Raw genomic sequence first — 16301 nt, forward strand, 5'->3', positions numbered from 1 at the left:
TGGAAAGTGGTAGAATATGGTAAATTATTAATATAGTAGGTGGGAGGAGGTAGTTTGGGTGTTTATTGGCGAGTATCATCATAATTTAGACGCTAAAGGACGCATGATCGTCCCGAGTAAATTTCGAGATGAATTACAAGCGCAATTTGTCATTACTCGCGGATTAGATAAATGCTTATTTTGTTATACAGTCGACGATTTTAAAGCGATTGAACAAAAGACAAAACAACTACCACTCACAAAACGTGATGCAAGACGTTTTACACGACTATTCTTTTCTGGCGCAGCGATTGTTGACGTCGATAAGCAAGGACGTGTAAATATCCCACAACATTTAAGAGACTACGCAGATTTAAGTAAATCGTGTACAGTCATCGGTGTTTCGGATCGTGTGGAGATTTGGGATACAGACAGCTGGAACGATTTCTACAGTGATTCAGCAGATAACTTTGAAATGATTGCAGAAGACTTAATTGATTTTGATTTATAAGAGGGTGAAAAAATGTTTAAACATGACACAGTATTATTAAAAGAGACAATTGACGGTTTAAACATTAAACCAGACGGCATCTATGTAGACGCTACACTCGGTGGTGGCGGACATACATCTTATTTACTTGATCAATTAACGACAGGTCGAGTGATTTCATTTGACCAAGATATTCTTGCAATTAATCACGCTAAAGAAAAATTTAATGACGACCGACTAGCGCTCGTTCATCGGAATTTTAAATATTTAAAAGAAGAATTAAACAAACTCGGCATCGGAAAAATCGATGGCATTTTATATGACTTAGGCGTATCGAGTCCACAATTAGATTTAGTCGAACGCGGTTTTTCACATTCGAAAACAGCACGACTCGACATGAGAATGGATCAAACACAAAGTCTAGATGCTTATGAAATTGTAAATACATATAGCTATGACGACCTCGTACGCATTTTCTTTAGATATGGTGAAGAGAAATTCTCAAAACAAATCGCACGTGAAATCGAAAAACGACGTGCGGAAAAACCAATTGAAACGACGACAGAGTTAAGCGACTTAATTAAATCGAAAATTCCTGAGAAGTTTAAACGCATGAAAGGTCATCCAGCACGCCGAGTCTTTCAAGCATTACGAATCGCGGTAAATAACGAACTTGAAGTATTTGAAAATAGCTTACAAGATGCGATCGAATTGTTAGATAAAGGTGGTAGAGTCTCGGTCATTACGTTCCACTCACTCGAAGATAGAATTTGTAAACAAATTTATTTAGAGTATGAACGCGGACCCGAACTACCTAAAAACATGCCGATTATCCCTGAAGGATACGAGCCAATTTTAAAAAGAGTCAATAAAAAGCCGATACTAGCGAGTGACGAAGAACTTGAGAATAATAGTCGTGCACGTAGCGCTAGACTTAGAATCGCAGAAAAGTTAAAGTGATAGGGAAGTGAAACCATGGAAGCAGCACGCGTAAGACAAACAGTTCAAAAAGAACACACACAACAAAATCATGTACATAACGTAGCGCCAAAGAAAAAACGCTACCTTGTAAGTCTGAAGTTAAATGAGCTTCTGTTATATGTCGCTTTAATGATTGTTTTATCGGCAGCAGTAGTATTTGTACTCAACACAAAATTAGAAGCGCATGAATATGAGAGAGAAATATCTCAAATCAACTACGAAATTAACGCTACAGAAAAAGAGATAGACGAACTAACAACAGAAGTTACACATTTATCTTCATACGAACGCATTTATCAAAAAGCAAATGAACTTGGGCTAAAACCAAACAATGATAATGTAAAGGTTGTTAGGAAGTATGAAAAGTAATTTTAAGTCTAATATCTTTAAGTCGTTAAAACAGCGACGTAAAAATCAATTTACTTTTTCAATACCGATTATTACACTCCTGATTTATATTAGTTTAGGAGTGTTTTTTGCTTTACTCGTTTTTAATATCATTACGATTATGTTGTTTAAAAATGTGGATGACGTCAATTTAAAAGATCAAGCGCGCAGTAAATATGAACGTCACACCGTTAACCGTGCTGAACGTGGTAAAATTACTGACCGCGATGGGAATGTTTTAGCAAGAGATACGGAAGCTTATAATATCGCGGTCATCGTCGGACAAGATTTTGATAATCATATCGAAGATAAAAACGAAGTAGCAAAAGTCTTATCTGAAATTATGAATATGGAAGAAAAAGAAATTTTAAAGGTAATCGATGATGGTATTAAAAATAATAGATATCAAGTTGAATTCGGTAGTAAAGGAAGAAATATCGATTATAAAGCAAAAAGATTAGTAGAAGAGAAAGAATTAAAAGGAATTGTTTTTACTCCTGTTGTCAAACGCTCGTATCCTAACGGAGTGTTTGCTTCACATTTAATTGGAATGGCTGAGTTAAATGAAGACGGAGATATGAATGGTGCTGTAGGTATTGAAAAAGAATACAATAAAGAATTAACTGGAAAAGACGGCTTTAAAGATTATAACGTCGATAGTTGGAACTATATCGTTCCTGGAACGATGGAAAGTGAAGAAGCGGTCGATGGGTTAGACGTTGAATTAACGATTGATTCTAACATACAACTTTACTTAGAAGACTCATTAGATGATATGCAAGAACACTTCGAACCTGAAGAGTTATTTGCTTTTGTTGCAGATGCAAAAACAGGCGAAATTTTAGGTGCAGGTCAACGTCCTTCATTTAACCCAGATACTCGAGAAGGTTTCGGAACAAGCTGGTTAAATATGCTTTACGAATATCAATTCGAGCCAGGAAGTACGTTTAAAGTATTTACGTTAGCGGCAGCAATTGAAGAAGGTAAGTATGATCCAAATCAGTACTACACGACTGGGAATAGACAAGTGATGGATGCGACGATTTACGACTGGGAAAAGTCGGGTTGGGGTACAATTACTTATAACGAAGGGTTACAATATTCTTCGAACACTCTAATGATGGATTTACTCGATTCAGTCGGACCTAAAAAGATGCTCGAATATTATCAGTCATTTGGATTTGGGACAGCTACAAAATCTGAATTTAACACAGAAGCAAGTGGTCAAATCGTGTGGGACAATGAACTCCAACAAAAGACGAGTTCGTTTGGACAAACGATTAGTGTAACTCCAATTCAAATGATTCAAGGATTTACTGCGTTACTAAACGACGGGATGATGAAAAAACCATACGTCGTTCAGTCAGTTGTCGATCCAGAAACGAACGAAGAAATATATCGAGGTCAAGAACGTAATCTCGGACAAGTCATTAGTAAAGAAACAGCCGAGAAAACGATGGAAGAAATGAGCACACTCGTCGCAGGTTCGTTAGATATAAACAGTATGTACGCGCTCGATGATTATCAAGTCACAGGTAAAACTGGTACAGCACAAATATATGACGAAAAAACGGGCGGATATTTAACAGGAGAGTATGAATTTATAACGTCATTTATCGGATATGCACCAGTTGAAGATCCACGAATTATCGTCTATTACGGTATTAAACGCGCATCAAAAAATAAAAGTGAGACGTGGGACTTCGGTGTGTCGAGAGGATTTAATCCGTTAATGGAACGCTCACTGAAATATTTAGACGTTAAAGACGTTCAAAACAGTCAAGAAATTAAAACGATTAAAATGGAAGACATTACAGGTCAAAACATTGAAGACGTCGACGTATTACAAAATGATTTATTAAAACAAGTGTATGTCGGTGAAGGAACGAAAGTTGAAGACTATTATCCAAAAAATGAAGAAATGTTGCCGTCTGAAGTGCTCGTCATCGTCACAGACGGTGAACGTACAATGCCGGACTTACGTGGGTTTTCTAAGCGTGACGCATTACTCATCATGGACTATTTAGGACTCAAATCGAACTTTAAAGGTGAAGGTTACGTCACAGCACAAACGATTAAACCAGGTGAACCACTTGGAGATAAACAAAAAATCAACTTTACGTTACAAATGAAAGACCCAAACAATTAGGAGGTAACGATGAGTATTATATTATTAATCATTTCATTTATATTGTCTGCAACATTAATGAAAATGATGATACCAAAATTAAAACAATTAAAATTTGGCCAAGCAATTCGTGAGGAAGGTCCGGAAAGTCATTTAGCGAAAACAGGCACACCGACAATGGGTGGTATTTCATTTATTTCTGTAACGGTCGTGTTATCGATAATATGTATGTTCTTCGTTGAAGACGTTTCGAAATTACTCATCCTCGTCATCGTAACGCTAGGATTTGGGTTAATTGGTTTTATTGACGATTACATCATCGTTGTAAAAAAAGATAATAGAGGATTAACATCTAAGCAAAAAGCGCTGGCACAAGTAGTCGTGTCAATTATCGTCTTTTTCATTATGATGAAATTCGTACCTTCTATTGAGCTTGGTGTTTCGATACCAATGACAGATATTACAATTCCACTCGGTGTGTTTTTCATCGTTTGGATCGTATTCTGGCTCGTTGGTTTTAGTAACGCTGTAAACTTAACGGACGGTTTAGACGGGTTATCAACAAGTACGACGATTATTGCGAACGGTGCATTTTTAGCCATTGCGTGGTTACATTCAGAAAAAGAAATTATTTTATTTTTATCGATACTAATTGGTGCACAACTCGGATTTTTACTATTTAACAAATATCCAGCGAAGGTATTTATGGGAGATACTGGATCTTTAGCACTCGGTGGGATTGTCGGTATCGTATCGATTATGTTAAACAACAGTTTATTACTTCTTTTAATCGGTATCGTATTCGTCATCGAAACAGCATCCGTCATTATACAAGTCGTATCATTTAAAACAACAGGTAAACGTGTATTTAAAATGACACCGATTCACCACCACTTTGAATTGTCTGGATGGAACGAACGTAAAATTGTATTCGTATTTTCATTCGTCGGTTTAGTTTTTGGTCTAATTGGTATTTTAATCGGAGGCTAAGTTATGAAAGAAATCGAATCATTTAAACATAAGAAAGTGCTCGTTTTAGGATACGGACGAAGTGGTCGTAGTGCGATAGAAGCACTGTTTAAACTCGGCGCAGATATCACACTTACTACGAGTGAGGTTCTCGTTGAAGAGAGTGTTTTAAATCATTTAAAACAAATGAACGTGAAAGTCGTAGATGGTCATCATCCAGAGCATCTATTAAACGATACAGAGTTGATCGTTAAAAATCCAGGTATTCCGTATACGATTCCTTTTTTACAGGAAGCCTTAAAACGCAATATTAAAATTATTACTGAAGTAGAATTTGCGTATTTAATCACAAATAATGAGATTATTGGTATTACCGGAACGAACGGAAAAACGACGGTGACAGAACTCGTTGGAAGACTACTTACTGATGGAAACCGCACACCAATTTTATGTGGGAACATCGGATATCCAGCAAGCCAAGCGGCGCTTGAAGAACAGTCAGACGAACTCGTAATGGAATTATCTAGTTTTCAGTTAATGGGCATCGATACGTTTAGACCGAATATCGCAGTATTTACAAACATATATGAAGCACATCTCGATTATCATAAAGATTTAAACGAGTATCAATCAGCGAAACTATCTCTTATGAAAAATATGACAGACACGGACATTGTTATATTTAATCAATCTCAAAGACATTTTGTCGAACATAAAGATGTGAAGAGTAACGTTTACTTCTTCAGTATCGATGAGGAAGCAGATGCATATGTAAAAGATAATTGGATATATGTTTTTGGTAAAAAAATAATAAATATCGAAGAGATTCTGTTAAAAGGTCCACATAACTTAGAGAATATCCTTGCAAGTTTACTCGTTGCACATTTAAAAAATGTACCGATCGAGCATATGAAATATGTTTTAACGACGTTTAAAGGTATCGAGCACCGTATGGAATTCGTCGATGAAAAACTCGGCATGAGATTTTATAACGATTCAAAAGCGACGAACGCGCTCGCGACGACATTTGCATTAGATAGCTTTAATACGCCGACGATTTGGATCGCTGGTGGATTAGACCGTGGACAAGATTTCAAAGAACTTCTTCCACATTTAAAGCATGTAAAACTTGGTATCGTATTTGGTGAAACGAAAGAAAAGCTAAAACAATTTTTAAATGAAAACAATATCGAAGTGATTGAAACAGATAATCCATTCACAGCTGTCGACATTGTCAAAACACATGGTAATGCTGGAGACAAAGTGCTATTTTCACCAGCGTGTGCGAGTTGGGATCAGTATCCTGATTTTGAAACGCGTGGCAGACATTTTAAAGAAGCAGTTCATCAATTATAAAAAGGAGGGGACACGATGAGTGAAGATTTTAACGTAGATGATTTAAAAAAGAAGTTAAAAAAGAATTGTACGACTAAAAAAGATAAGAAGCATACACACACTGACGATGTCCCCTCATTTAAAACGGAACTTGAAGTCATAGAAGCGCTCGTTCAGGAAGGTGTTATAAAACTACAGCAAGACGAAGTGGCAAAGAGTGACGAAGACACGTTAGATCCATCTTTAATTGAAGACTATCGCGATGAAGAAAAAGATGCACCTTCAATAGAATATGAGTCTCTAGAAGATGAAAAAGAGACGCTAAAAGAGCGATTTAAATCGGTTAAAAAGCCACAGTTATCACTGCCAAATTTAAATTATAAAAAACTTATATTTCTTATTGGAATTGCGCTCGTTTTAATTACGATAGCTACATATTTAATATCCAGTCTATCTGATATTAAAGAAATTGAAATTGTCGGTAATGAAAACATCACCGACAAAGAAATACTAGATAGAAGCGGTATAGACACAGGACAAAAAATGTACTTGCTTCAGTCAAATAAATCTGAAGATAAAGTAAAAGTGTTACCGATTATACAGTCAATTGACATCGAACGTGAATGGCCAAATAAAGTCATTATAAATGTTAAAGAACATAACGTCGTTGGTTTTATTGAAAGCAACCGAAACTATTATCCAGTACTCGAAAATAAACGCGTATTAAGAGGATTTCATATGGAACCTGTAGATGCACCGATTATCCATTTCTTTGAAGGTAGAGAGTTCGACGCACTTGTCGATAGTTTAAACGATGTCAATCCAGAGATGTTACGAATGATATCTGAGATATATTATCGACCGTATGATGAATCATATACGAGAATTCAAGTACTTATGAATAACGGTCAGGAAATTATCGCAGACTATACGACATTTGGTGAAAAGATCAATTACTTTAATGGAATGCGCGAATCTATTGGAGATAATGAGGGGATTATCGATTTAGAAGTGAGTAATGCGTTTATTCCGTATAATACTGAAGAAGCAAGGCGTGTGAAGCGCGACATGTCAAGTATTCCAAGACATGTACCTTATATCGAAGATATAAACGAAAGCCTAGATGTGATTAAGAAATCACTTGAAAAAATCGAAACATCAACAGATTAGTGAAAAGTTTCATTTATTTAACTGATTTAGTTCACAATTCGCTTTATTTAAGGTAAACTATAGGATAGATTATTCTGAAAAGATTGGGAGGCATTCAGGTGAAGGAACAATATTATGTTGCCCTAGATGTAGGGTCCTCGAGTGTTAAAATCGTGATTGGAGAGAAATTTCACGATGGTGTAAATATTATTGGTACTGGCCAAACCTTCACTGATGGCGTATCAAAGGGTATGATTCGAGATTTTGATCTCGCTAAAAGTGGAATTATAGATACAGTGAAAAAAGCAGAACTAATAGCAAATATAGATATTGACGAAGTATTTTTAAAAGTTCCAATAACGAATTCTGATGTCATATTTACAACAGAAACGTTAAGATTCTCTGGTAAAGATACAGAAATCGATGGAGAACTCATCGAAGAATTACTTGAAAATATTCGCTTTAAAGAAATTTCAACAGATCAAGAAATTGTCACAGTATTCCCTGTGTCATTTGTCGTTGACGATTTACATGAAGTCGAAGATCCAAAAGGGATTATCGCTAGAGAAAGTCTCACTGTGAAAGCTGGTATCATCGCTGTAGATCGTACGTTATTCTTAAACATGGGTAACTGTGCGGCAGAAGCAGGTCTAGATATCGTAGACGTCACTTCAGACGCATATAACTACTCACATATTTTAACAGAGGCTGAAATTGAACTTGGCGCAGTCGTTATGGATATCGGAGCTGACTTAACACAGTACGCATACTATAAAGATGGATCGTTAAAATATGCAGGTGTTATCCCTGCAGGTGGTAACACGATTACTGAAGTCATTGCGAGAGAGTTTAATACAGACTTCCATTATGCAAACCGTGCAAAAGAGCAATATGGTCACGCATTTTACGAAAGAGCACCAGAAGGTGAACGCGTCGTCTTCCCACAAAACAACGGTGATAAAGACGTAGAAGTGAGTGCGAAAGACTTATCTGACGTCATCGAAGTGACTCTTGAAGATATGTTTATGGAAATCTTTAGAGAACTCGGTGAAGCGAATATCGACGATATTAGCGGTGGATTCGTCATTACAGGTGGTACTGCAAACATGAGAGGAATTAGAGATTTACTACTCGATATTGTTTCTGAAAAAGTACGCGTTCATATCCCAACACAAATGGGTGCGAGAAAACCTGAATTCACGAGTGCAATCGCTACAGTTGAAAGCGGTATTCGTTTTGATGAACTCCTCGATTATGTTACAATTGATAATCATGAAGATGATTATGACAGAGATGACAACGAACCAATTGTAGAAGAAGAAAAACAGTCGATTTTCCCTTCTCTATTTAGAGAAAGAAAAGAGAAAAATCAAAGTGTTGAAGTCGAAGAAGACGTTGAATATGAGTCAGACGACGACCGATACGAAGAAGACGAACATGACGATTACGAACGTGAAATCGTTGAGACGTCAGATGTTAAAAATGCCCCGCCAAAAGAAAAAGAGAAATCTGACTTTGGTGGATTTATGAAAAAAGTATTTAAGAATTTATTTGAGTAATTAAAATTTGGGAGGATATGGTGAGATGTTAGAATTTGAAACTGGTTTTAACCATCAAGCATCTATTAAAGTAATCGGTGTCGGTGGCGGAGGAAACAACGCAGTAAACCGAATGATCGATGAAGGTATGCAAAACGTTGAATTTATTGCAGTTAACACAGACGGACAAGCTTTAAACTTATCAAAAGCAGAATCTAAAATCCAAATCGGAGAAAAATTAACACGTGGTTTAGGTGCTGGAGCGAACCCTGAAATTGGTAAAAAAGCTTCAGAAGAATCACGTGAACAAATTGAAGACGCAATCCAAGGTGCGGACATGGTATTCGTCACTGCTGGTATGGGTGGCGGAACTGGTACTGGAGCAGCACCAGTCGTTGCGAAAATCGCAAAAGAAATGGGAGCTTTAACAGTTGGTGTTGTAACACGCCCATTCTCTTTTGAAGGTAGAAAACGTCAAACACAAGCAGCTGCAGGTGTAGAACAAATGAAAGCTGCTGTAGATACATTAATCGTTATCCCAAATGACAGATTACTCGATATCGTTGACAAATCAACACCGATGATGGAAGCATTTAAAGAAGCGGATAACGTATTACGTCAAGGGGTTCAAGGTATTTCAGACCTCATCAGCGTAAGCGGTGAAGTAAACTTAGACTTTGCGGACGTTAAGACGATTATGACAGACAAAGGTTCTGCATTAATGGGTATCGGTGTCGCAAGTGGTGAAAACCGTGCGGTTGAAGCGGCTAAAAAAGCAATCTCAAGTCCATTACTTGAAACTTCAATCGTCGGTGCACAAGGTGTGTTAATGAACATCACTGGTGGCGAAAACTTATCACTATTCGAAGCTCAAGAAGCTGCGGACATCGTTCAAGACGCTGCAGACGAAGATGTAAACATGATCTTCGGTACAGTAATCAACCCTGAGCTTGAAGATGAGCTAGTAATTACAGTTATCGCAACAGGCTTTAACGAAAAGTCAGTATCAAGAGGTCCTGAACGTCCAGTTCAACAAGAACGTAGACAAGCACCTTCATTCGAAGAAAAAGAAAGAGAAGATTCATTCATCAACTTAGATGATCGTTCAAATTCTGAACAATCATTTGATAGCTCTGATAGAAAATCTTCATTAGATAACGAGCCAGACGTACCATCATTTATTAGAGGTCGTCGTAGTCGTAGAAGATAAGACATTCACTCACGGAGATATTGACATCAATATCTCCGTTTTTGTCTATTAGGAGATAGATACGCGTGTTTAAAAATTATAATCATTATGTAGGATACAGTTCAGACGATTTAGTGTTTGGGTATACGAAACGTACAAACGGTCAAAGCGACTATCCAAAAAATGCATTTAATATGGCGCTATATATCGGAGATAATCCGGACAATGTACACCACCATCAACAACTTTTAAGTGAAGAAATCGGATTTGAACGTTCAGATTTCGTGATCCCAATTCAAACGCATGAAAACAAAGTGTATGAAGTAAAAAAAGCGGATGCCGGGACAAATGTAGATGCGTTAACAAATAACATATATGGTATAGACGCTCTATATACATATGAAAGAAATATCGTACTCGGTATGAATTACGCAGACTGTACACCAATTTATGTGTACAGCGTAGCGAATAACTTTATCGGTTTAGTGCATGCAGGATGGAAGGGAACGCGTGGGAACGTATTAAAAAACCTATTAGATCATTACGACGGAGATATCGATGATTTACGCGTCGTCATTGGAATTGCGATTAACGGCGATTATTACGAAGTCGATGATGCGGTCGTCAACGATTCGTTTTTAGTTACTAAAGAAGCAGTCACTCCATTAGGTAACGATAAATTCTTACTCGATTTAAAAACTGCAAATAAACACCAAGCACTCGATTACGGTATAAAAGAATCGAACATTCACGTCACACCAATCGGTACGGAAAGTGAAGAATTCTTTTCATATCGGTTAGATGATCAACCGACGGGACGTGCTTTAGGGTTTATTGGAAGGAGATTATAATTGAATAAAGATAATTATTTAAAAGTAAAAGAAGAAGTCAATAATCAAGCGACGATTATCGCTGTGACTAAATATCACACTGTTGAAGATGCGCTAGAAGCATACGACGCTGGTGTGAGAGACTTTGGAGAGAATAGAATTGAAGGATTTAATGAAAAAAGAGCCGCACTTCCTCAGGATGCGAATGTGCACTTTATCGGAACACTTCAATCGAGAAAAGTTAAAGATGTCATAGATAATCTATATTACTTACACTCATTAGAACGAGAATCTATCGCGAAACGTATTGAACAATATAGCTCGCATGATGTAAAATGTTTTATACAGGTAAATGTGTCAGGAGAAGAGACGAAACATGGTTTAAAACCTGAAGACGTCAAAGATTTTGTAACGAAAGTATCAAAATATGATCACGTTAAAGTGATCGGGCTCATGACGATGGCACCTGAAACAGACAACGTTGAAGAAATTAGAAATGTGTTTAAACAGTTAAGAGAACTTAGAGATGATTTACAAAAGGAATTTAAAGATATTATTGAGTTAAGTATGGGAATGAGTAACGACTATAAAATTGCACTTGAAGAGGGTGCGACATTTATTAGACTCGGTAGTAAAATTATGGGAAAATAGGTGATTCAAATGGCTCTACAATTTTTAAAAGATTTATTCGTAATCGAATCTGAAGATATGGATGAAATCGAAACAGAACAAAAGCAAGTTGCTGAAGTTAAAGAACAGCCAAAAGTAGAAAATAAAAGTAAAGTCACAGCAGTCGATTTTTCTGAAAAAACAAAGAGAAGCCGTAGACCAAAAATTGAGGCAAGAGAGCACCGTGAAGTGAGTGAGCCAGTAGTGAAACAAGGGGGACACGTTGACATGAGTAAAATTAATACAAAAGTATGTCTGTTTGAACCATATGTATTTGGTGAAACTCAAGATATCGCGGATCAATTAAAAAATAATCAAACAGCACTTGTGAACTTATCAAAACTCGATAAAGTATCAAAAAAGCGAATCATCGACTTTTTAAGTGGAACAGTGTATGCTTTAGAAGGCGATATTCAAAAAGTTGGAGCTGACATTTTCTTATGTACACCAAACTCTGTTGGTGTGGAAGGTGTTATTTCGGAGAAGAATGACTCTGACTTAATGTAAGGAGTTTTTACTGTGGACCAATCAACAGCGATAAATATACTGACAACAGTAGTTAAAATATATTCGATATTATGGCCAATCTTTACTTGGGGGTTCATCATTTACATACTATCTAGTTGGATTCCAGGTTTAAGAGAGTCATCATTTGGTGAGTTACTCGGTAAAATATATGAACCGTTACTTTCACCACTGAGAAATATAATTCCACCAATTGGTGGCATGATCGATATTTCACCGATCTTTTTAATTATTATATTCCAGTTATTTAACTTTGGAATGCGTCAAATATTTGTATCGTTATATAATATGTTAATGTAAGAGATATTGTTACAATATCTCTTTTTTATTTCGCCATTAGGAGTTATATTATGGAATCCCTATTTCAACATTTTAGACAAGAAGAAAAAGAAAAGATTATTTTTTACTACAGTAAATTTGAAATCGCGTCGAGAGATTATTATCCTGTACTGCTTGATTTTACCGACCCGAGAGAACGTAAAATTATCGAAAGTATTAGCGGACGTTTCCCTGATATAAAAATCGAATATTACGGTGGGGGTCTTGAAGATAACCACGAACGAAAACGTGTGTTACTCGTTCCTGAAATGTTAGAAGTGTCTCGAGATGATTTTGAAATTGAGACGGTAGAGTTACATTATCCAGAAAAATTTGTGACGCTCACACATCGTAATATTTTAGGTGCGATGATGAATGTCGGCGTCGACCGTAGTAAACTCGGTGACATTATACTTTCAGATCACATTCAGTTTGCGATCGATAAAAACTTTTTTGATTTATTTAAATCAGAACTTACGACGATTAAAAACGCACCGATAGAACTCGTTAAAATTCCTAACGATGAATTTTTAAGTGCAGTCTCGAATACGACGAAACATTCGATTATCGTATCATCATTTCGTTTAGATGTGATCGTATCAGAAGTATTAAAAGAAGGACGAGCAAAAAGTAAAAATCGTGTCACGCGAGAGAAAGTTAAAGTCAATCATGCACTCGTGACAGATCCGAGTTTCCAAGTCGAACTTGAAGACGTAATAAGTGTAAGAGGTTTTGGAAGATTTATCGTCAGTGAATTTATTCATGAAACGAGAAAAGGGAAGTCGAGAATCGAAGTTTTAGTGTATGAAGACTAGTTTCAATATAGTTTGACAATAGTCTGAAATTTTTGCATAATGTTATTAATGTATTAGACACGCAATATATGGCATTTTTTAAAGCGACTAGAGGACGGTGAAAGCTCTAGAAAATAAATATATTGATATCACTAATATGATAATTATATAAATATATAAATGAGTGGGCTCTTTATGAGTCAATTAGGGTGGTAACACGGTGAAATCGTCCCTTTTTGACTTGTAAAGAGTTTTTAATTTATTAGGAGGAAATATAAGAATGGATTACAAAGACACGCTACTTATGCCGCATACGGATTTTAAAATGCGCGGTGGATTAACACAAAAAGAGCCAGAAATGCAAAAGCGCTGGCACGAAATGGATTTATATAATAAAAAATTAGAATTAAATAAAGGGAATGAACCGTTCGTATTACACGACGGACCACCATATGCTAACGGTGCAATTCATATGGGACACGCGTTAAATAAAATTGTAAAAGATATCATTAACCGTAACAAACAAATGCAAGGATACTACACACCATATGTACCTGGATGGGATACGCACGGTTTACCAATCGAGCAAGCACTGACGAATAAAGGTGTCGACCGCAACAAAATGTCTGTGAGTGAATTCCGTAAAAAATGTGAAGCATTCGCAAACGAACAAGTACAAGGTCAAAAGGCTGGATTTATGCGTATGGGTATCGACGGAGAGTGGGATAACCCGTATTTAACATACAAACCAGAATTTGAAGCATCACAAGTACGTGTCTTAAAAGATATGGTAGAGAGTGGCTTAATTTACCGTGGTAAAAAACCAGTGTACTGGTCACCTGTATCAGAATCGAGTTTAGCTGAAGCGGAACTTGAATATAAAGACAAACGTTCACCGTCAATTTACGTGACGTTTAAAGTAGAAAACGGTAATGACGTAATTGAAAAAGGCGTAAACTTAGTCATTTGGACGACAACTCCGTGGACGATTCCCTCAAACTTAGCAATCGCTGTTCACCCTGAATTGAATTATGTACAGTTTGATTATGAAGATGAAGCGTACGTTATTGCTGAAGAATTACTTGACACGTATTTAGAAGCTGTTGAGTGGGAGAAAGAAAAAGTTACTCGTACGAAAGAATTTAAAGGTTCTGAAATCGAACGCGTAGAAGCAAAACACCCATTATTTGATCGTATGAGTCTCGTTATTTTAGGAGATCACGTAACGACTGACGGCGGTACTGGACTTGTCCATACAGCACCTGGTCACGGGGATGACGACTATAAAGTGGCACAAAAATATGATCTTGAAATTTTATCTCCAGTAAATAACAAAGGTGTATTTACTGAAGAAGCGGGCAAATATGAAGGGTTATACTATGACGATGCAAACAAAGTAATCGGTGAAGACTTAGATAAAGCAGGCGCATTAGTTAAACTACAGTTCATTACGCACTCGTATCCACATGACTGGCGTTCTAAAACACCGGTAATCTTCCGTGCAACACCACAATGGTTTGCGTCAATCGAAAACGTACGTGAAGAAATTCTAGAAGCACTTAACAACACGAAATTCCAAGTTGAGTGGAATAGAGAACGTATGTATAACATGATTAAAAACCGCGGAGACTGGGTCATTTCACGTCAACGTGTTTGGGGTGTACCACTTCCATTCTTCTATGCTGAAAATGGTGAAGCAATCGTCGACCCTGAAGTAATGGAACACGTTGCTAGCCTTTTTGAAACACACGGAAGTAACGTTTGGTTTGAATGGGATGCAAAAGACTTATTACCAGAAGGATTTACGCACGAAGGTTCTCCAAACGGTACGTTTGAAAAAGAAACAGATATTATGGACGTGTGGTTCGACTCTGGGTCAACACATAGAGGGGTACTCGATTATAGAGATTACTTAACGTATCCATCAGACTTATACTTTGAAGGTTCTGACCAATATAGAGGTTGGTTCAACTCTTCACTTATTACAAGTGTCGCAACGCGCGGAGTATCACCATACAAAGAGTTATTATCACACGGATTCGTCATGGACGGAGAAGGTAAGAAGATGTCGAAATCACTCGGTAACGTTGTAGATCCAACGAAAATTATGAACCAAATGGGTGCAGACATCATTCGTCTATGGGCATTCTCAAGTGACTTTGAAGAAGACGTACGTATTTCTGACGACATTTTAAAACAAGTGTCAGACGTATACCGTAAAATCCGTAACACGATGAGATTCCTACTCGGAAACTTAAGCGACTTTAACGTTGAAACAGACAAAGTTGCATATGACGATTTATACGACGTCGATAAATATATGTACAACAAATTTAGTAAGTTTTATAACGAAACGAGAGACAACTACGACGCATATAACTACATTACGATTTACCAGTCGTTACAGAACTTCATCAACGTAGACTTATCAAACTTCTACTTAGATTATGCAAAAGATATTTTATATATCGAAAAAGAAGATTCTAGAGTAAGACGTAGTGTACAAACAGTGTTACACCGTATTTTAGAAGATTTAACAAAAGTGTTAGCACCAGTGCTCGTTCACACAGCTGAAGATATTTATGACCATACACCACACCGTACAGCTGAAAGTATCCACTTAACATACTTTAGTGACAAAGAAGATGTCGATGAGAAAGTATTAGAACAGTGGGCTCAAATTATGGCGGTACGTGATGACGTTTATAAAGCGTTAGAAGTGGCACGTAACGAAAAAGTCATCGGTAAATCACTCGATGCGAAAGTGACGTTAACATTACCTGAAGGATTAACAAAAGACAGCATCAATTCAGAGTTCACACAGCTCTTTATCGTTTCGCAAGTTGAAATCGTCGATGAGTTAACAGATGGTACAACATATCAAAACACGACAGTTAAAGTAGAGCATGCTGAAGGCGAAAAATGTGCACGTTGCTGGAACTATAAAACAGACAGAAACCTCGTGAGCGGTAAAGATGATATTTGTGATCGTTGCCGTACTGTTGTTGGAGAAAACTAGG

14 protein-coding genes and 1 pseudogene are annotated in these 16301 nt (G+C 36.9%); all 15 read left to right on the forward strand.

Going from position 1 to position 16301, the window contains the following annotated elements; translation table 11 throughout:
- The first annotated feature begins 58 nt into the window (after window positions 1-58).
- Entirely contained in the window at window positions 59-490 is a 432-nt protein-coding gene (mraZ, locus tag HMPREF2767_RS01890; protein ID WP_070457577.1) for a division/cell wall cluster transcriptional repressor MraZ, read from the forward strand.
- Between the two features lie 12 nt (window positions 491-502).
- A complete protein-coding gene (rsmH, locus tag HMPREF2767_RS01895) occupies window positions 503-1429 on the forward strand; it encodes a 16S rRNA (cytosine(1402)-N(4))-methyltransferase RsmH (RefSeq protein ID WP_070622421.1) in 927 nt (308 codons plus the stop codon).
- 15 nt (window positions 1430-1444) lie between these two features.
- A complete protein-coding gene (ftsL, locus tag HMPREF2767_RS01900; protein WP_068128891.1) occupies window positions 1445-1819 on the forward strand; it encodes a cell division protein FtsL in 375 nt (124 codons plus the stop codon).
- Complete coding sequence (locus HMPREF2767_RS01905; protein WP_210391799.1) at window positions 1809-3986, forward strand: penicillin-binding transpeptidase domain-containing protein; 2178 nt, start codon at window positions 1809-1811, stop codon at window positions 3984-3986. The genes ftsL and HMPREF2767_RS01905 overlap by 11 nt, the downstream gene beginning before the upstream one ends.
- Before the next feature lie 9 nt (window positions 3987-3995).
- Window positions 3996-4955: a phospho-N-acetylmuramoyl-pentapeptide-transferase gene (gene mraY, locus HMPREF2767_RS01910; protein ID WP_068128889.1), complete on the forward strand. Its 960-nt coding sequence runs from the start codon at window positions 3996-3998 to the stop codon at window positions 4953-4955.
- 3 nt (window positions 4956-4958) lie between these two features.
- On the forward strand, window positions 4959-6290 hold the full coding sequence (murD, locus tag HMPREF2767_RS01915; RefSeq protein ID WP_070622423.1) for a UDP-N-acetylmuramoyl-L-alanine--D-glutamate ligase: 1332 nt from the start codon (window positions 4959-4961) through the stop codon (window positions 6288-6290).
- A 15-nt stretch (window positions 6291-6305) separates the two neighbouring features.
- Window positions 6306-7439 carry a cell division protein FtsQ/DivIB gene (locus tag HMPREF2767_RS01920; protein WP_070622425.1) on the forward strand — a complete coding sequence of 378 codons (1134 nt, stop codon included), beginning with the start codon at window positions 6306-6308 and terminating at the stop codon, window positions 7437-7439.
- 98 nt (window positions 7440-7537) lie between these two features.
- A complete protein-coding gene (gene ftsA / locus HMPREF2767_RS01925; protein ID WP_068128883.1) occupies window positions 7538-8977 on the forward strand; it encodes a cell division protein FtsA in 1440 nt (479 codons plus the stop codon).
- Window positions 8978-9002: 25 nt separating this feature from the next.
- Window positions 9003-9957, forward strand: a pseudogene (ftsZ, locus tag HMPREF2767_RS01930) (cell division protein FtsZ); the annotation flags it as partial.
- Between the two features lie 274 nt (window positions 9958-10231).
- Window positions 10232-10996: a purine nucleoside phosphorylase YfiH/LACC1 family protein gene (locus HMPREF2767_RS01935; protein ID WP_083302020.1), complete on the forward strand. Its 765-nt coding sequence runs from the start codon at window positions 10232-10234 to the stop codon at window positions 10994-10996.
- Window positions 10997-11626, forward strand: a complete 630-nt coding sequence (locus tag HMPREF2767_RS01940; protein ID WP_070622429.1) for a YggS family pyridoxal phosphate-dependent enzyme — start codon at window positions 10997-10999, stop codon at window positions 11624-11626.
- 9 nt (window positions 11627-11635) lie between these two features.
- Window positions 11636-12151 carry a cell division protein SepF gene (locus tag HMPREF2767_RS01945; protein ID WP_070622431.1) on the forward strand — a complete coding sequence of 172 codons (516 nt, stop codon included), beginning with the start codon at window positions 11636-11638 and terminating at the stop codon, window positions 12149-12151.
- Window positions 12152-12163: 12 nt separating this feature from the next.
- Window positions 12164-12469 (forward strand): YggT family protein, encoded by a 306-nt coding sequence (locus tag HMPREF2767_RS01950; protein ID WP_083286890.1) that lies wholly within the window; start codon window positions 12164-12166, stop codon window positions 12467-12469.
- Between the two features lie 50 nt (window positions 12470-12519).
- Window positions 12520-13302, forward strand: coding sequence for a YlmH family RNA-binding protein (locus HMPREF2767_RS01955; RefSeq protein WP_070622433.1), 783 nt, complete (start codon window positions 12520-12522; stop codon window positions 13300-13302).
- A 259-nt stretch (window positions 13303-13561) separates the two neighbouring features.
- Window positions 13562-16300, forward strand: a complete 2739-nt coding sequence (ileS, locus tag HMPREF2767_RS01960; protein WP_070622434.1) for an isoleucine--tRNA ligase — start codon at window positions 13562-13564, stop codon at window positions 16298-16300.
- The last annotated feature ends 1 nt before the right edge of the window (window position 16301 follow it).

It is taken from the genome of Nosocomiicoccus sp. HMSC067E10 (assembly GCF_001810835.1).
Lineage (GTDB): Bacteria > Bacillota > Bacilli > Staphylococcales > Salinicoccaceae > Nosocomiicoccus > Nosocomiicoccus ampullae_A.